The organism is Nocardioides asiaticus, assembly GCF_040049175.1.
In the GTDB taxonomy this organism is placed as follows: domain Bacteria; phylum Actinomycetota; class Actinomycetes; order Propionibacteriales; family Nocardioidaceae; genus Nocardioides; species Nocardioides cheoyonin.
Genome location: NZ_JBDZDM010000002.1, coordinates 464,500 through 481,180, shown reverse-complemented (window position 1 = coordinate 481,180; position 16,681 = coordinate 464,500). Strand labels below are relative to the sequence as shown.

Below are 16,681 nucleotides of genomic sequence, written 5' to 3'. Positions count from 1 at the left end.
AGAGGCGACATGGTCAACCGCGTCGTACCCACACAGATCCACAAGGCCGCCTCCCGCATGCACACCGCGGTCACGGCGGTGAGCAAGCACATCCCCACCGAGGTCGGCGACATCGGCGACGCGCTGCCGGGGAGCCAGAGCGCGAGCGCCGGCACCGCACTCAAGCAGACCTGGCACACCGACTACACGAACTGGGTCAAGAGCGCCAACGCCCACGTCACGGCCATGCACCACGCCGCCGACACCTGGACGAAGACCGACCACACCCACGCCGCCCAGCAGGAGAAGATGGCGCGCGAGATGGACGGGATGTACTGATGGTGACGATCAGCGACCTCGAGAAGTGGAAGCCGGACAAGCTGACCTCGATCGCCGACGACCTGACCCGCCGCCGCACCACCTTCACCGACCTGCAGGACGAGGTCGACGACGGGAAGCCGCCCACGAGCTGGGTCGGCGCCGACTCCGTCGCCGCCGAGAACACCCACAACCAGCTCGTGGACAAGCTGGTCGACCAGGTCGCGGAGCTCGGCGGAGTCATCGCCGCCCTCGACGCCGCCGCCAGCGACATCAGCAGCGCCAAGACCCTGCTCGACGGCGCCCTCTCCCGGGCGAAGAACCACGGGTTCGACGTCGACAGGACCACCGGCACGGTCAGCTCGCCGAAGACGTACGACGACGACACCGCGCGCAGCGACGACGAGGCGCTGATGAAGGAGATCGCCGGCGACATCGGCGACGCGCTGCAGAAGGCGGCCGACGCCGACGGCACACTGGCCGGCGTACTCACCACCGCGAAGAAGACCACCGCCGACGCCTCCGGCACGCTCGCCGACCAGAGCCTGTACGACGACCTGCGCCACATGTCGACGCAGCAGCAGGCGAAGTACCTCTTCGACCACCCCGAGCGCGCCAGCACCCTGCTGCCCGACCTCCCCGAGGCGACCAAGAAGGCGCTCGGCGACCTGCTGGCCGACGACATCGACAACACGATCAGCGACGACGACTACGACCTCTCGCAGAACGACGTCGACCAGCTCAACACGCTGCTCGACGCCTACGGCCGGGACGGCACGATCACCAGCTCGCTCTACCAGAAGCTCGGCGCCGAGGGCCTCGTCGGGAACTACGCGAACCTCGAGTCCTACATGCGCAACAGCGGGCTCGACAACCTCGACGACCTCGCCGCCAACCTCCGCGACGGGCTCGGCACCGCCTCGCAGCAGCCCGGGTTCCCGGCCGACCAGTTCGGCCGTGACCTGGTGAGGTACTCCGTCGTACCGCAGCTGAGCCAGGACGAGCAGGACGAGTTCCAGGACCGCTATCCCGGCTACGGCGACGGCGCCTCGATCCTCACCTACCTGATGCAGGGCACCGGCTACTCCGACGGCCTCGTCAGCGGTGCCGCGAACCAGCTCGACGCCTGGGAGCGCCAGGCCGGGTGGGACAACGCCGAGATGTGGTACAGCCACAACGGCTACAGCCCGTTGGACACCGGCGCCACCGGCTCCTACTACGACGACCCGATGGCCGCCATCATGAACCAGCTCGGCGACCACCCGAAGGCGGGGCTGCAGTTCTTCACCGGCGACCCGGACAGGGAGAAGTACTACTTCGACGAGCGCACCTGGAAGGCCGACGGCTACGAGGGGATCTCGCATGCCGCCGACGGCATCGGCACCGACGAGACCAACATGAAGGACCACCCCGAGGCGACCACGAAGCTGGTCTCGTCGTACTTCGACTACGTCACCGACAGCGACGGCTTCAACGCCGACGACGCCAAGCCGGCGTCGCCGTACGTCTCGGACCTGATGAAGGCCTACATGCCCGCGGTCGACGACGCCCTCCAGCACCAGCCCGACGACCTGGACCCCGGCACCAAGAGCCTCGCCCTCGGGCCGTTCGGCACGATCGAGTACGCACCCCGGATGTTCGCGCCGGACATCGACAAGCTGCTGCAGGTGTCGATGTCCACCCCGGACGGCATGCAGCACATCGCGGAGGGCGTCGGCGGCTACCAGCAGGAGCAGGTCAACGCCCTCACCTCCGAGCTGCAGAAGCACCCCGACGACATCGACACCCGCAACCAGCTCCGCGACGTGCTCCAGCGCAGCGCCAACCTGCAGGGCGCCGCCGAGCACGCCGTCGGGCAGGTCGAGATCGACGGCGCCAAGGACCAGGACGCCCAGCGGGCGGCGTTCATCGGCCTCGTCAACGAGGCCGCCGGCCTCGTGCCGCTGCCGGGTGCGGACGTGGTGGGCGACCTGGGCAGCAAGGTGATCGACATGGGCGTCAGCCACGCGCTCGACCTCGGCACCGGCGCGGCGGAGCACCACTTCGCGAACGCCACCGAGGGCGCCGTCGCCGACTCCAACACGCGCGCCGCCGAGGGGCTCAACCGGGTCGAGGTCAACGCCCTGATGTCGCTCGTCAACAGCGGGGTGATCGAGCTCTCGCCCGAGGACGCCCATATCCTCACCCCGAACGGCGAGCCGGTCGACCTGTCGACCGTCTCGTCCCAGAAGATGGGCGACTACGCCTCGATCGCGATGAACAACTACCTGAACAAGTACCTGAGCACCGAGGACTTCTCCACCGCCTACAAGGACGCCTTCCTGAAGTACTACGACGGCTGACGATGACACCACGCCCACGACTGCTCGCGCTCGCGCTCGGCGCGCTCGCCCTGGCCGCGCCGCTCAGCGGGTGCGGTGGCGACGACGACGGATCCGACGACACCGTCCTCCTGCACGCCGGCGACTTCGACGACGTCAGCTCGATCAAGGCGGCCTCGCTGGGGATCGCCGGATCGCCGTGGTGCCAGGAGCTCGTCGACGTCCAGGACCGGCTCAACACCTCCACCGGACACGGCGAGCGTCAGCCGGTGGGCACCGACGCGGTGCTCGGCAAGGCGACCGAGGTGTACGCCGTGGTCATCACCCCCGGCGACCTGCTCGCAACGACGGACGCCATGACGAAGGCGCTCGACCAGGCGGTGACGGCCTGCGAGAAGCGCGCGGCCACGCCGCGGTTCGAGAAGATGGGCGTCGGCATCAAGCCGCTGCAGGGCCTGCCGTACGACGCCCTCGGCTACCGCCTCACGAGCGGCGACGGCGAGACCCAGGACCGGGCGTACGCCGTGACCCCGGACCACCGGCTCCTCGCCGTCGGCTCCCTCCACTCGGTCGCGGGTGACCCGCAGGTGCCGGTCAGCAGGCTGCTGGACCTCGCGATGGGCCGCCTTGACGAGCTGGGCGGCGACTGACGACCCGGCCGTCCGACAGGGCCGGCGCGGCCGCGCCGAGGATCAGGCGGAGACCTTCTCGACCAGCGAGACGAAGAACCCGAGCCCGTCGGTGCCGGAGCCGGTCAGGTCCTCGACGGCGTGCTCGGGGTGCGGCATGACGCCCACGACGTTGCCGGCCGCGTTGGTGACGCCGGCGATGTCGTCGATCGAGCCGTTGGGGTTGACCTCGACGTACCTCGCCACGACCAGGCCCTCACCCTCGAGCCGCGCGATGGTCTCGGCATCGGCGACGTACTGCCCCTCGCCGTTCTTGAGCGGTACGACGATCTCCTGGCCGGCCTCGAACGCGGAGGTCCAGGCGGTGTCGGCGTTCTCGATCCGCAGCCGCTGGTCCCGGCAGATGAACCTGCGGTGGTCGTTGCGGATGAGCGCACCCGGCAGCAGGTGGGACTCGCACAGGATCTGGAAGCCGTTGCAGATGCCGAGCACGGGCAGCCCCTTGCCGGCCGCCTCGATCACCTCGGTCATGACCGGCGAGAAGCGGGAGATCGCGCCGCAGCGGAGGTAGTCGCCGTACGAGAAGCCGCCCGGGAGGATCACCGCGTCGACGCCCTGCAGGTCGTGGTCGCCGTGCCAGAGCGTGACCGCCTCGTGGCCGGCGATGCGGACCGCGCGGGCGGCGTCGACGTCGTCGAGCGTGCCCGGGAAGGTGACGACTCCGACCCTCACTGCTCCACCCGCACGGTGTAGTTCTCGATCACGGTGTTGGCGAGGAAGGTCTCGGCCATCTTCTGGACCTGGGCGAGCACGTCGTCGGTGACCTCGTGGACCTCGAGCTCGAAGCGCTTGCCCTGGCGGACGTCGGTGACCCCGGTGAACCCGAGCCGCGGCAGGGCGCCGAGGACGGCCTTCCCCTGCGGGTCGAGGATCTCGGGCTTGGGCATGACGTCGACGACGACTCGCGGCATGGCACGGATTCTAGGCGGTACGCCCCGCACCGGCCGCATCCTCGCGCGCACGTCGGGCACACTGTGGGAATGAGCCTCCCGTCCACCCACCCCTCCGCCTCGAACCCGCTCAAGCTCCAGTTCCCGCAGTCGCTGGCGACGTACGACGACTACGCGGCCGCCCAGAAGGCGGTGGACTTCCTCAGCGACAACGAGTTCCCGGTCGAGAACTGCATGATCGTCGGCACCGAGCTCAAGCAGCTGGAGAAGATCACCGGCCGGCTGACCTGGGGCCGGGTCGCGCTCGCGGGGATCGTCTCCGGCCTGTGGTTCGGCCTGTTCATCGGCATCGTGCTGTCGCTGTTCAGCAACGACGCCTGGCTCGGGATCGTGGTCTCGACGATGCTGTTCGGCGCCCTGTTCGGGCTGATCTGGGCGCTCGTCGGCTTCGCCGCGACCCGTGGCCAGCGCGACTTCTCGTCGGTGACACAGGTGGTCGCGACGAAGTACGAGGTGCTCGTCGAGCACAAGGTCGCCGCACAGGCGCGCGAGCTGCTCGCCAAGCTGCCGGGGGCGCTGCCGAATCCGTTCGAGTAGATCAGAGGTCGACGTCGTCCGAGCAGAAGAGGTGCTGGGGCCAGTGGGCCTCGTGCGTGACGAGGAGGGGCGACGTGTCGCCCACCTGCTTCTCCAGGTCGGGGTCGTCGGCGATGACGCCGAGGCAGAACTCGACCCCGGCCGGTTCGGCCGGCAGCTGCTCGGGCCCGTCGCAGAACTCGTCGCCGTACGGGTGGTCGAACCGGAGCGGGAGCGACACCGCCACCCGCGCCGTCGTGGACGCGCCCGGCGCCACCTTCGTGACACCGATCGGGTGCGGCGCGCTCCACGCCATCGAGCAGGACTCGCCGGGCTGGTCGAACAGGGCCTGGGAGAGGACGACCCGATCGCCGGGGCCGGCGGTCGCGAAGGCGTGGCTGCTGCGGTAGCGGACCCCCGCACCGGCGGCGACGGGCACCCTGTTGACCACGTAGAGCGGCCCGTCGGACCTGTTGGTCAACGTGTAGCTCACCTCGACGGCCGTCTTCGTCGGCGTCACGGTCGCGTGGAAGGTCGCCGGAGGTGCGGCGGCGGTGCTCCGCGGGCCGAGCTCTGGGTGGACGCCGGTGCCCTCGTCGGCTCCCTCGCCGCCCGCGTTCGAGCCACAGGCCGTCGCACCGGCGAGCCCGGCGGCGACCACGAGGGCACCGAGCCGACGGCGCTCAGTAGCGATCACGACGCGGGACCCCCATCTCGTCGCGCAGGCCGTTCTCCGTGTAGACGTAGGGGTGGTCCGGGTCGACCCGCTCCGGCGTCCTGGGATCGCCGTCGTCGTCGACCTTCAGCCCGACCGCCTCGCGCTCGCGGTTGGGAACGCCGTCGTCGAACCAATCGTCGCCGTGATAGTCCCCGGGCTGCAGCGTGCCGTGCATGTAGTCGTAGACGTGAGCCATCTCGTGGTAGAGGAAGACCGAGGGCGGGCCGTCCGACTGGGCGTACTGCTGGGTCCCGGTCCCGACGGTGTCCAGCTCCGGCATCATGTGGATCTCGTTGCCGCCGAGCCGGCCGTCGCTGGCGTTGCTGTTCGGCTGCGGGTCGGTGTACTCCTTGATCGTCAGGTCTTCCTGGCCGATGCCGAGGAACCCGGTGTTGTCGTGCCGCTCCTGGAGCGACTCGAGCATCTTCTGACCGGTCGGCGAGGACCGGAGCATGTCGAGGTCGGCCTGGATCCGCTTCACGAAGTCGGGACTGCCCTCGATCTTGATGAACCGCGCGGTGTCGCGGATCTCCACGGTGACCGTCTTCTCGGAGCCGGTGCTGCGGTCGCCGGCCTCGGCGTACGTCGTGTCGTGGCCGGTCCCCGCGTCGGTGGTGTCGCGGCCGGCGCCGGCGTACGTCACGTCGTCGCCGTCGCCGCCGCCGATCGTGTCGTCGCCCCGGCCGCCGGAGAGGATGTCGTTGCCGGCGCCGCCGGCGAGCGCGTCGTCACCGGTGCCGCCCTCGAGGTAGTCCTGGCCGTCGCCGCCTGTGAGGGTGTCGTCGCCGTCGAGACCGTACGCCGTGTCGTCGCCGGTGCCGCCGGAGACGGCGTCGTCGCCGTCCTGGCCGTCGAGGTAGTCGCGGTCGGCGCCGCCGGAGAGGTGGTCGTCGCCCCCGCCTCCCTGGATCTTGTCGCGGCCGCCGAGGCCGAGCACGGTGTCGGCGCCGCCACCGGTGTCGACCTTGTCGTCGCCGGCGCCGCCGAGGACGGTGACGTGGAGGTCGACGTCGGAGGGCACCGTCACGGTGTCGTTGCCGGCGCCGGTGCGCAGGACGATGTCGTCGCCGGCGGGGATGAGGTACTGCACCCCGTTGATCGTGACCATCGTGGTGCCGTTCGGGCCGTTGCGGATGGTGACGTCGTCGTCGCCACCGCCGGTGTTGATGATCGCCTTGCCGTCGACGGTGATGACACCGACCGAGTCGACGTCGGCCGGCAGCGTGAACGGCGGCGTGGTGCCGTTGGCGACGTCCCGCCATGCGTCCGCGATCTTCTGCCACGCCGCGCCCGCCTCGGCGATCGCCTTGCGGTCCTCGGCGAGCTTCTTGGTGAGGTGGTCCCGGGCGTCGAGCGCGGCCTGCTGCGCGTCGGTCACGAGCTTCTGCTCGTCGTCACCCTCCGGCCAGAAGACCAGCTGGCCACCGGGCTCCCAGGTGTGGCGCACGCCGACGACGGTAGCCCACGACTCGTCGAGCGTGCCCTGGGCCGTGCGGACCGACCCGGCGGCCAGGGAGAGGTGCCGGGCGAGCTTCTCGGCCGTGCTGCTCCCCTGGTCCAGCGAGCTCACCAGCAGCTTGCGGTGCTTCTCCCACGAGTCGGCCGACTCGCCTTCCCAGCCGTCGTCCATCACCGTCTTCGACGCGGCGCTCAGGTCGTCGCCCGCCTTCGTGAGCGCGCTCGCGACCGCGTCCCACGCCGCCGACGCGTCGTCGAGCTTCTGGACGTCGTCGTGGAGGTCCCAGATCCCTGCGGCCATGGTCAGCTCCCCGGGGTCGGCGTCGGCGCCGGTGGCGTCGGACTCGGTCCTGGCGACGGCGACGGGGTCGGGACCGGCGGCGTCGGCGTACGACCGGGCGGTGCGGGCGTCGGCTGCGGCGACGGTCCGGGCGAGGGCCGCGGGACGTTCTCGAAGCCCTCGGCCGCCTTCTCGTCGGCGCCGGAGATGTCGAAGGCGCAGAGCATCAGACCGTCGGAGTCGATCTCGAGGACGCCGACGAGCCGGCCGATCGCGGTCGCGGCCTGCTGGACCGCCTTCCCGTGGGCCGTGGCGAGCGCGCCGGCGCCGGTGACGTCGCCGGCCGCCGAGGCCGGGACGCTCAGGCCGTCCTGGTGGCCGCTCCAGCCGTCGCCGAGGGTCTGCGAGATGGTGATGCAGTCCTCGGCCAGGCGGCACAGATCCGTGGGTGTGGCTCGCATCGGGTGCTCCGGGTCGTGATCGGGGTCACCGATGGGATTCCCCGGATCGAGGCTCGCAAACAAGAGCCGGCGAGCCGCCGGAGACCCACCCACGACAGACGTCCCGCCGGCGCGGGACCTGCGTCCCGTCGGCCGGGTGACCGCGGCCTCTCACCCGCTCGCTGCCACGGGCGTTGGCTGGAGTCGACAAAGGGATCATCAGGAGGCAGCAATGACCACCATCCACCGTCCAGCCGTCAGCCACCGGATCCACATCGCGACCGACCAGGCGCGCCCGATCTCGGGCTTCGCCACCCGGGCTCTCGCGGTGCTCCGCATCGCGTTCGGACTGACCTTCCTGTGGGCGTTCTTCGATAAGCTGCTCGCGCTCGGCTACTCGACAGGCGCGATCACCAACGCGGCCGGCGACCGGACCGGGATCGACTTCTTCGCCAAGGACGGCGCCTGGCTCAACGGCGGCAGCCCCACCGAGGGGTTCCTCTCGCACACCTCCGCCGACAACCCGCTGCACGGCTTCTGGGGAAGCATCGCGGGTGACGCCTGGGCCGACTGGCTGTTCATGGCCGGCCTGCTCGGTGTCGGCCTCGCCCTGACGCTCGGCATCGGCATGCGACTGGCCGGCGCACTCGGCGGCCTGCTCTACCTGTTCATGTGGGTGGCGAGCTGGCCGCTCGACAGCAACCCGGTCATCGACGAGCACCTCACCGGGTTCATCGTCCTGGGTGTGCTCGCGCTGACCTACGCCGGCGACACCTGGGGCCTGGGCAAGATCTGGGCGCGGACGCCGCTCGTGAAGAGGTACCCGGTCCTGCGCTGAGCAGCGACCACGCGCGTACGCCGGGCTCGTCGAACCGCCTCGACGACCCGGCGTACGTCTGCGTCAGGAGAGCTCGCGCTTGAGGATCTTGCCCGTCGCGGTCATCGGCAGGGAGTCGACGATCTCGACGAGGCGGGGGTACTTGTAGCTCGCCATCTGCTCCTTCGACCAGGCGACGATCTCCTGGGGCGTGGCGGAGGCGCCGGGCTTGAGGATCACGAACGCCTTGACCTCCTCGCCGTGGCTGTCGTGCGGGACGCCGATGACCGCCGCGAGCGAGACGGCCGGGTGGGTCAGCAGGACCTCCTCGATCTCGCGCGGGTAGACGTTGTAGCCGCCGCGGATGATGAGGTCCTTGGTGCGGTCGACGATGTAGTACCACCCGTCGGCGTCGCGCTTGGCCAGGTCGCCGGAGCGGAACCAGCCGTCCTCGCTGATGACGGCGCGGGTCGCGTCGGGGCGCTTGTAGTAGCCCTTCATCACGTTGGTGCCGCGGATCGCGATCTCGCCGACGGCGTCGGGGGTCCACTCGACCGGGCCCCACCCGTGCGGTTCGATCAGCTCCATCTCGCAGCCGGGGATCGGGACACCGATCGAGCCGGGCCGGGCCGGCTCGCCGTACTTGGAGAAGGAGGCGACCGGCGAGGTCTCGGACAGGCCGTAGCCCTCGAGGATGGTGACCCCGAAGCGGGTCTCGAACTCCTTGTGGATCTCCACCGGCAGGGCGGACCCGCCGGAGACGGCGACGCGGAGGTTCTCCTTGAGCGCGGCGATCTCGATCGCCCCAGAATCAGACGGAGCGTCGAGGGCGCCGAGCAGGCCCCAGAACATCGTGGGGACGCCGGCGAAGAAGGAGACCCTCTCCTTCAGCATCAGCTCCAGCGCCGCCCGCGCCTCGAAGCGCGGCAGCATGACGATGGTGCCGCCGTAGGCCAGCGCGCCGTTCTGCACGACCGTCTGGCCGAACGCGTGGAAGAGCGGGAGCACGGCGAGGAACGTGTCGGGGTTGTCGGCCGAGGCGGCGAAGAGGGCGTCGCCGACGGTGGCGTTGTCGCGCAGGTTGCGGTGGCGCAGCTCGGCGCCCTTCGGCTGGCCGGTGGTGCCGGAGGTGTAGAGGATCACCGCGCTGTCGTCCTCGTCGGTCTCGACGGTCTCGAACGTCGGCGCCGACTGGCCGATCGCGCCGAAGAGGGTGTCCACCGGACGTCCCGGGCGACCCTCGATCGGCGAGCCGGCCAGCGGGTCGGCGGTGATGACGAAGAAGTGCTCACAGCCCTCGGCCTCCGCGAAGCCGGCGTACCCCTCCTCGCCCATCTTCAGCTCGGGGGTGCCCTCGAAGCAGAAGAAGGCCTTCGCGTCGGAGTCGTTGAGGTGGTAGGCCACCTCGCGGCGCTTGAGCAGGACGTTCAGGGGCACCACCGTCGCGCCGGCCTTGAGGATGCCGAAGTAGACGATCGTGAAGTACGGCGTGTTCGGGCTGGTCAGCGCCACCTTGTCGCCCGGCTTGACGCCGCGGTCGACCAGCGTGTTGGCCACCTGGTTGGCGAGCGCGTTGACCTGGGCGTAGCTGAGCCGGGTGTCCCCGATGACGATCGCGTCGCGGTCGGGGTGCAGGGCGGCACCGTTCTCCAGCAGGGACGACAGGTTGTACGGCGTTGACACGTGGCCTCCATCACTCGGACTGTGCGCGCACAACTTACCCGTGAGTACTCATCCCCGGGAGCCCGGTCAGCCTCAGAACGGGTGGCCGGTGAGCTTCTCGTACGCCTCGACGTACCTCGCCCGCGTCTTCTCGACGATCTCGGCAGGCAGGGGCGGGGGCGGGGCGCCGCTCTCCTTGGGTCCACCGGCCCAGCCGGCCTCCGGCGAGAGCAGCCAGCGCCGGATGACGTCCTTGTCGAACGACGGGATGGCGTTGCCGGGGTGCCACTGGGCGGCGTCCCAGTAGCGCGAGGAGTCCGGTGTGAGCACCTCGTCGCCGAGCACGATGGCGCGGATGCCGAGATCGTCCTGGCGTACGCCGAACTCGAACTTGGTGTCGGCGAGGATCAGGCCCGCACCCCGGGCGATCTCCTCGGCACGGTGGTAGACCGCCAGGGTCAGCCGGCGCAGCTCCGAGGCGTCGTCCTCGCCGATCTGGCGGGCGACCTGCTCGAAGGTGACGTTCTCGTCGTGGTCACCGAGCTCGGCCTTCGTCGCCGGGGTGAAGATCGCGGCGGTGAGCCGCGAGCCGTCGACCAGGCCGTCGGGCAGCGGAATGCCGCAGACGCTGTGCCCACCAGGAGCGGTGGCGGTGGCGGCGTACTCGCGCAGACCCGAACCGGTGAGGTAGCCGCGCGCGACGCACTCGACCGGGAACATGTGGAGCCGCTGGCAGATCACCGCGCGGCCCTTGACCTCCTCGGGCACGTCGGTGGACATGACGTGGTTGGGCACGAGGTCCTCGAGCTGCTCGAACCACCACAGCGAGAGCCGCGTAAGGATCTCGCCCTTGTCCGGGATGGTCGTGTCGAAGACGTGGTCGAAGGCCGAGATCCGGTCGCTCGCCACCATGAGCAGCTCGCCGGCGTACGGCCCCTCCTCCAGCTCGTAGAGGTCGCGCACCTTCCCGGAGTGGAGGTGACGGGCGCCGGCGATCGGCGGGGCTGGCGGAATGTTCGAGACGGCCACGGGGCAACAGTAGAAGATCCCCCGGCGTGGGGCTGCCGTGGATCATGTCGAGTTAGTACGCTGACAAAGGTTGTTTAGTAGCGGAGCCACGCTCCCGAGCCCAGGGAGGGACCCATGGGACGACCGGCCCAGCCCGACTTCCTTATCATCGGCGCACCGAAGGCGGGCACGACCGCCCTCCACTCGGCACTCTCGGGGCACCCGCAGGTCTTCATGTCGCAGCCGAAGGAGCCGAAGTACTGGCTCTGCGACGACGCGCCGCCGCCCGCCTGGCACGGCCCGGGCGACGCGCACTCCCAGCAGGAGTGGATCTGGCGGCGCGCGGACTACGAGCGGCTCTTCGCCGGCGCGCCGGCAGATCGGGTGCGGGGCGAGAGCACCCCGTTCTACCTGTGGAGCCGCGCCGCCCACCGGCGGCTCGGCGCCGAGCTCCCGGAGGTGAAGCTCATCGCCGTCGTACGCGACCCGATCGACCGCGCGTACTCCAACTGGATGCACCTGTGGTGTGACGGCCTGGAGCCGGTGCCCGACTTCATGACGGCGTTCTCGCTCCAGGACGAGCGGGTCGCGGAGGGGTGGGCGCCGTTCTGGCGCTACCGCGACCTGGGGCTGTACGGCGAGCAGCTCGCTCACCTCTACGACCACGTCGACCCGCAGCGGGTGCTCGTGCTCCGCTACAAGGACATCGTCGACGACCCCCGCGGCGCCGTCGACCGCGCCTGCACCTTCCTCGGGATCGAGACCGGCCGGGTCGGGAGCATCCCGCGCGACAACAGCCGGTCGTACGTCGAGCCGGGCTGGCGCCCGCGCGTCGTCGGCCCGGTCGTCAGGGCCGGCGCCTGGCTCGGCCAGTTCGCGCCGCCGCAGCTGTGGCGCCGTGCCGCCCCGCCGCTGCTGCGGCAGCTCGCCGGCCCGGACGAGGCGCACCGGCCGATCCTCACCCAGGAGCAGCGCACCCGGCTCGTCCCCGCCTTCGCCGAGGACGTCAAGCTGCTCTCCGCCGTGACCGGCCGGGACTTCGGCGACTGGCTCTCCTCGGAGAGCAAGGGGTCGTTCAGCCAACGCTCGGCGGTCTGACGCCGAGTCGCGTCACCTGACCAGCGTCACCTGACCAGCGTCACCAGGTCGTGGGCGCCGTCGGGGCGGGCGGCCTCGACGTAGAACCGGGTGCGCCCGTCGGGCAGCGGCACTGCGGAGGCGTAGCGGAACGCGCCGTCGGAGTACGGCGACGTGATCGGCGGCAGGTCGGGGTCGGCCACCAGCCGGGTGCCGTCCCAGTGCGCGACGCCGGTGGTCTCGAACCAGTTCGAGGCGGCGTCGGGCCGGCCGTCGTACAGCACGACGAGGGGGTCGTGCGACAGCACCGTCGTGACACGGGCACCTCGGGCGTCCCACTCCCCCGGCCGGCCGGCGAGGACGACGCCGTGGTCCTCCCACTCGAGGCCGTCGGTGCTGGTGAGCCAGCGGGTCGTCATCCGGTCCTCGTCACCGGGCTCGGTGAGGGGGTGGCAGCACAGCCACATCTGCCAGAAGCCGGTCACCGGGTCGATGTCGATGACCGGGTCCTTGACGGCGGTCCGGTCGTCGCCGGCGAGCACGACCTGCCGCTTGCCGTCCGGGAGCTCCTCCGGCGTGGCGGCGGTGAGGCTGTCCACCCACCAGTGCTTGGAGTCCCAGGTCGCACAGGAGACGTAGAGCCGCCAGCCACCCTCTCCCGACTCCTGGGGAGGCAGGGCGACGAGGACGGGCCGCTCGAGGGACTCGCAGCCGAACTGGTCACGGCCGACCTCGGCGACGGTCTCGAAGTCGACCCCGTTCTCGGAGCGGGCGACGGTCACCGTGACGCCGCGTCCGTCGGAGAGCGGGCGCCGGTTGCGCCAGGTCAGCCAGAAGACGCCGTCGACGAGGGTCGCGCTGGCGGCGCCGGCCCAGTTGCCGGGTCCGGAGCCGGGTGCGGGGATCACGAGCTCTGCGCCGTCGTACGACGGCAGGGAAGGCAGGACTGTGGTGGTCATACCACCATCATAGTCGAGTGAAGCGGTCGACTAATGATCTTTCGGTCACGCTCGACGAGTCGCCGTGTCGGCCGGGCCTCACTCGACCACTCTTGAGGCATGTGGCACGACCTCACCCACCTCGGGATCTCGGCTCCCGACAAGATCGTCCGGACCGTCGTGGTCTACGTCGCGCTCGCGATCCTGCTCCGGCTGGCGGGCAAGCGCGACCTCGCGCAGCTGAACTCGTTCGACCTCGTCGTGATGCTGCTGCTCTCGAACGTCGTCCAGAACGCCGTCATCGGCCCCGACAACTCGCTGACCGGCGGACTGCTGGGCGCGGTGGTCCTGCTTCTCGCGAACGCCGTGATCGTCCGCGGCATGCGCCGCAGCGACCGCGTCTCCCGACTCCTCGAGGGCACTCCGACCGAGCTCGCCCGCGACGGGGTGTGGAACGAGGGCGCCCTGCGGGACGAGGGACTGCGCAAGGCCGACGTCGACGCCGCCCTGCGGCGGCAGAACGCCAACGACGTCTCCGAGGTCAAGGAGCTCGTCCTCGAGCCGGGCGGTGCCATCGTCGCGACGTTGTACGACGGCGAGCAGAACGCCACGCTCGACGACATCAGGCGCCTGGAGGCGAAGCTGGACGTCCTGCTGGCCCGGCAGGAGTGACCCGGCCCGCCCGTGGCAAGGTGGGGCCATGCCCGAGTCAGCCGAAGAGGTCTACGCCCGCGTCAGCGCAGCCGGTGGCCGGCTGTCGACCCCGCCGATCACCGAGTGGCCGACCTTCCCGTGGGAGGTCGAGGACGGCGCGCTGGTCGCCAAGCGGCTCGCGTCGCCCGAGGCCGAGCAGCCGCGCGAGGGCGAGGGCGACCGGCCCTGCCCGGTGTGCAAGCCGCCGACCGGCGTCATCTGGGAGGACGAGACCTGGCGGGTCAAGACCCACCCGCGCGGCCAGAGCGGCCTGCCGCTCGTGCTGCTGCTGGAAGCCCACGAGCACATCGACTACCACGAGCTCGACGACGACCAGGCCGCCGACCTCGGCCGGATCTCGGTCCGGCTCGCGCGGATCGTCGAGTCGCTGCCCGAGATCGTCCGCTGCCACGTCCACCGCTTCGGGGACGGCTGCTCGCACGTCCACGTCTGGTTCACCGCGCGTACGGCGGGGCTGCTGTCGACCCGCGGCTCGTACGCGATGGAGTGGGACGAGATCATCCCGCCCGGCCCCGAGGACGTCTGGAAGGCCGACCTGGCCGCGGTGGCGCGCAAGCTGGCCACCCACCGGGGCCGCGCGCTCGTCTGAGCGCCGCGGACCGGCCAGAACCCCGGACTCGACGGGTCAGAACCCCGGACTCAACGGTGTCGCCACGGGGCGGGCTTGCCCTGCAGGAACCACTCGAGGTTGCGGGTGATCCAGGGCAGGCCGAAGTACGTCATGAAGGGCAGCGTGACGACGATGACGCCGAGGACGCGCAGCGGCAGCACCCAGTCGCCGACGAGCGGAGCCAGCACCCAGTTGGCGAGCAGGCTCACGGGGAAGAACATCAGGAAGATCGCGATGGTCTGCTTCCACCGTGGAGGGGTCGTCGCGACGCCGCTCACCTCCTCGACGTCGTAGGTGTGGGCGGGGTCGAACCAGCCCTCGATGCCGGTACGCCGCTCGATCCGCGTCTCCTCGACGAACGGCTCGCCCGCGCCGAGCCACCAGCCGCGCTGCGGGCTGGAGTCCCACCGGTGCAGCCGGTCGGCGTCGTCGAAGCGGTAGAGCAGGTGCCACTCGTCGGAGTCGGCGGCGGGGCGCACCCAGCCGGCGCCGAGGAAGCCGGGGAACTCGCTCGCCAGCCGGATCCCGGCCTGCATCCAGGCCACCATCTCCGCCGATCGGGTCGGCGAGACGCGGCGGGCGATGGTGACGGTGACCGGGCCCTGGATCGCTGTCATGCGCTGCATCGTCCCGTCGGCCCGGCACGACGCTCAAGTCCGCCGCACGGCGCGGCGGCGTGATCCTCGGCCGCATGGGCAACAGTGGAGGGCATGAGCGAGCACGCCGCCGCGTCCCGGGAGCAGGAGTCGTACGCCGACTTCACGCCCGACCCTCGGCGCTGGCGGATCCTCGGCGTCTCCCTCGTCGTCGGCTTCATGTCGCTGCTCGACGTCTCGATCGTCAACGTCGCCGTGCCGTCGATGCAGGTCGGCCTCGACACCAGTCCTGGGACGGTGCAGTGGGTCGTGTCGGGCTACGCGCTCGCGTTCGGGCTGACGCTGGTGGCCGGCGGACGACTAGGCGACGCGTTCGGCCGGCGCCGTCTGATGGTCGTCGGGCTGTGCGGGTTCGTGGTCTCGAGCGCCGCCGTCGGGCTGGCGCCGAACGCGACGCTGGTCGTGGTGGCCCGGCTCCTCCAGGGCGCGACCGCGGGCCTGCTCACGCCGCAGAACGCCGGGCTGATCCAGCAGCTCTTCCGCGGTCCGGAGCGCGGCCGCGCCTTCGGGCTGCTCGGGTTCACCGTGTCCGTCTCGTCCGCCACCGGGCCGGTCCTCGGCGGCCTCATCCTGGCGCTGGCGGGGCAGGAGAACGGCTGGCGCTACCTCTTCCTGATCAACGTCCCGATCGGGCTGGTCGCGCTGCTCTTCGTCGTACGCCTTGTTCCCGGCCGGTCCCAGGCCACCGGCGACGCCCGCATCGACCTCGTCGGCGCCGCCCTGCTGGGGGCGACGGTGGTGGCCGTGCTCTTCCCGGTCGTCAGCGTCGAGGGCGAGGCCTACTGGCCGCTGTCGTTCCTGGTCCTCGCACCGGCGCTCGGCTGGGCGTTCGTGCGGTGGGAGCACCGCACGGTCGCGGCGGAGCGGCCGCCGCTGCTCGACGTGTCGCTGCTGCGCCGCGTCCGGGGGTACGCCGGCGGACTCGCCATCGGCACGCTCTACTTCACCGGCTTCACCGGCACGCTGCTGGTCACGTCGTACTACCTCCAGGACGCGCTCGGCTTCGGTCCGCTCACCGCCGGGCTGCTGCTGGCGCCCTTCGCCCTCGGCGCCGCGGTGAGCGCGCCGGCGGCCGGCCGCGTCGTCAGCGACGTCGGCCGGCTCGTGACCGTCTGCGCGCTGGTCGTCGTCGCCGCCGGGGTGGCGGTCGTCGCGCTCGTCGTACCCACCCTCGACCCGGACCACCTGTGGTGCGTGTCGGTCCCCGCGCTGCTCGTCGCCGGGCTCGGCGGGGGTGCGGTCGTCTCCCCCAACATGACGCTCAGCCTCGACAGCGTGCCGCCCGCCATGGGCGGCGCCGCCGGCGGCGCGCTGCAGACCGGCCAGCGGATCGGCTCGTCGGTCGGCGCAGCCCTGCTGATGACGATCTACTCGGTGGCGCAGACCCACACGTCGGCCGGCCAGGCGCTCCGGCTGGCGCTCGTCGCCGCCGTGCTCCTCTCCTGCGCCGCGCTCGTCATGGCGGTGCGGGACTGGCGCCGCTAGCGGGACCGCCGTGTGTGTACGACGGCGGCGGTGATGACGCCGTCG

General features: G+C 71.1%; 18 protein-coding genes. 9 read left to right on the top strand and 9 right to left on the bottom strand.

Annotation, left to right across the window (positions count from 1 at the left end; genetic code table 11):
- Positions 1 to 9: 9 nt before the first annotated feature.
- From ABLE53_RS08045 to ABLE53_RS08035, 3 genes are read left to right on the top strand one after another with little or no spacing between them, the layout of a single operon-like run.
- Positions 10 to 318 (top strand): hypothetical protein, encoded by a 309-nt coding sequence (locus ABLE53_RS08045; RefSeq protein WP_348858268.1) that lies wholly within the window; start codon positions 10 to 12, stop codon positions 316 to 318.
- Positions 318 to 2,639, top strand: coding sequence for a hypothetical protein (locus ABLE53_RS08040; RefSeq protein ID WP_348858267.1), 2,322 nt, complete (start codon positions 318 to 320; stop codon positions 2,637 to 2,639). The genes ABLE53_RS08045 and ABLE53_RS08040 overlap by 1 nt, the downstream gene beginning before the upstream one ends.
- 2 nt (positions 2,640 to 2,641) lie before the next feature.
- Complete coding sequence (locus ABLE53_RS08035) at positions 2,642 to 3,268, top strand: hypothetical protein (protein ID WP_348858266.1); 627 nt, start codon at positions 2,642 to 2,644, stop codon at positions 3,266 to 3,268.
- 42 nt (positions 3,269 to 3,310) lie between these two features.
- Here the strand turns inward: ABLE53_RS08035 and purQ are convergent, their stop codons facing one another.
- Together purQ and purS are read right to left on the bottom strand one after the other, a co-directional pair.
- Complete coding sequence (gene purQ, locus ABLE53_RS08030) at positions 3,311 to 3,979, bottom strand: phosphoribosylformylglycinamidine synthase subunit PurQ (RefSeq protein WP_348858265.1); 669 nt, start codon at positions 3,977 to 3,979, stop codon at positions 3,311 to 3,313.
- On the bottom strand, positions 3,976 to 4,218 hold the full coding sequence (purS, locus tag ABLE53_RS08025) for a phosphoribosylformylglycinamidine synthase subunit PurS (RefSeq protein ID WP_348858264.1): 243 nt from the start codon (positions 4,216 to 4,218) through the stop codon (positions 3,976 to 3,978). Before purS ends, purQ begins: the two co-directional genes overlap by 4 nt.
- A gap of 69 nt (positions 4,219 to 4,287) precedes the next feature.
- On the opposite strand from purS, the gene ABLE53_RS08020 reads away from it, so the two are divergent.
- Positions 4,288 to 4,794: a YflT domain-containing protein gene (locus ABLE53_RS08020; protein ID WP_348858262.1), complete on the top strand. Its 507-nt coding sequence runs from the start codon at positions 4,288 to 4,290 to the stop codon at positions 4,792 to 4,794.
- Between the two features lies 1 nt (position 4,795).
- Here ABLE53_RS08020 and ABLE53_RS08015 read toward each other — a convergent pair whose 3' ends face one another.
- From ABLE53_RS08015 to ABLE53_RS08005, 3 genes are read right to left on the bottom strand one after another with little or no spacing between them, the layout of a single operon-like run.
- Entirely contained in the window at positions 4,796 to 5,470 is a 675-nt protein-coding gene (locus ABLE53_RS08015; protein WP_348858261.1) for a hypothetical protein, read from the bottom strand.
- On the bottom strand, positions 5,457 to 7,250 hold the full coding sequence (locus ABLE53_RS08010; protein ID WP_348858260.1) for a M91 family zinc metallopeptidase: 1,794 nt from the start codon (positions 7,248 to 7,250) through the stop codon (positions 5,457 to 5,459). The genes ABLE53_RS08015 and ABLE53_RS08010 overlap by 14 nt, the downstream gene beginning before the upstream one ends.
- 2 nt (positions 7,251 to 7,252) lie before the next feature.
- Entirely contained in the window at positions 7,253 to 7,690 is a 438-nt protein-coding gene (locus tag ABLE53_RS08005; RefSeq protein ID WP_348858259.1) for a hypothetical protein, read from the bottom strand.
- Positions 7,691 to 7,901: 211 nt separating this feature from the next.
- Between ABLE53_RS08005 and ABLE53_RS08000 the strand changes: the two genes are divergently transcribed.
- Complete coding sequence (locus tag ABLE53_RS08000) at positions 7,902 to 8,507, top strand: hypothetical protein (RefSeq protein ID WP_348858258.1); 606 nt, start codon at positions 7,902 to 7,904, stop codon at positions 8,505 to 8,507.
- Between the two features lie 63 nt (positions 8,508 to 8,570).
- Here ABLE53_RS08000 and ABLE53_RS07995 read toward each other — a convergent pair whose 3' ends face one another.
- Both ABLE53_RS07995 and ABLE53_RS07990 read right to left on the bottom strand, forming a co-directional pair.
- Positions 8,571 to 10,169, bottom strand: coding sequence for a long-chain-fatty-acid--CoA ligase (locus tag ABLE53_RS07995; RefSeq protein ID WP_348858257.1), 1,599 nt, complete (start codon positions 10,167 to 10,169; stop codon positions 8,571 to 8,573).
- Positions 10,170 to 10,241: 72 nt separating this feature from the next.
- A complete protein-coding gene (locus ABLE53_RS07990; protein WP_348858256.1) occupies positions 10,242 to 11,177 on the bottom strand; it encodes a phosphoribosylaminoimidazolesuccinocarboxamide synthase in 936 nt (311 codons plus the stop codon).
- Between the two features lie 114 nt (positions 11,178 to 11,291).
- On the opposite strand from ABLE53_RS07990, the gene ABLE53_RS07985 reads away from it, so the two are divergent.
- Positions 11,292 to 12,254 carry a sulfotransferase family protein gene (locus ABLE53_RS07985; RefSeq protein ID WP_348858255.1) on the top strand — a complete coding sequence of 321 codons (963 nt, stop codon included), beginning with the start codon at positions 11,292 to 11,294 and terminating at the stop codon, positions 12,252 to 12,254.
- Between the two features lie 26 nt (positions 12,255 to 12,280).
- On the opposite strand, the gene ABLE53_RS07980 is transcribed toward ABLE53_RS07985, so the two are convergent.
- The gene (locus ABLE53_RS07980) at positions 12,281 to 13,192 is read right to left on the bottom strand and encodes a hypothetical protein (protein WP_348858254.1); all 912 of its coding nucleotides are present in this window, start codon (positions 13,190 to 13,192) and stop codon (positions 12,281 to 12,283) included.
- Positions 13,193 to 13,291: 99 nt separating this feature from the next.
- On the opposite strand from ABLE53_RS07980, the gene ABLE53_RS07975 reads away from it, so the two are divergent.
- Both ABLE53_RS07975 and ABLE53_RS07970 read left to right on the top strand, forming a co-directional pair.
- Positions 13,292 to 13,843, top strand: a complete 552-nt coding sequence (locus ABLE53_RS07975) for a DUF421 domain-containing protein (protein ID WP_348858253.1) — start codon at positions 13,292 to 13,294, stop codon at positions 13,841 to 13,843.
- A 28-nt stretch (positions 13,844 to 13,871) separates the two neighbouring features.
- A complete protein-coding gene (locus tag ABLE53_RS07970) occupies positions 13,872 to 14,474 on the top strand; it encodes an HIT family protein (RefSeq protein ID WP_348858252.1) in 603 nt (200 codons plus the stop codon).
- 50 nt (positions 14,475 to 14,524) lie between these two features.
- Here the strand turns inward: ABLE53_RS07970 and ABLE53_RS07965 are convergent, their stop codons facing one another.
- Positions 14,525 to 15,112 (bottom strand): antibiotic biosynthesis monooxygenase, encoded by a 588-nt coding sequence (locus tag ABLE53_RS07965; protein ID WP_348858251.1) that lies wholly within the window; start codon positions 15,110 to 15,112, stop codon positions 14,525 to 14,527.
- Between the two features lie 93 nt (positions 15,113 to 15,205).
- Here ABLE53_RS07965 and ABLE53_RS07960 point away from each other — a divergent pair, with 93 nt between their 5' ends.
- Complete coding sequence (locus ABLE53_RS07960) at positions 15,206 to 16,636, top strand: MFS transporter (RefSeq protein ID WP_348858250.1); 1,431 nt, start codon at positions 15,206 to 15,208, stop codon at positions 16,634 to 16,636.
- Positions 16,637 to 16,681 lie beyond the last annotated feature (45 nt).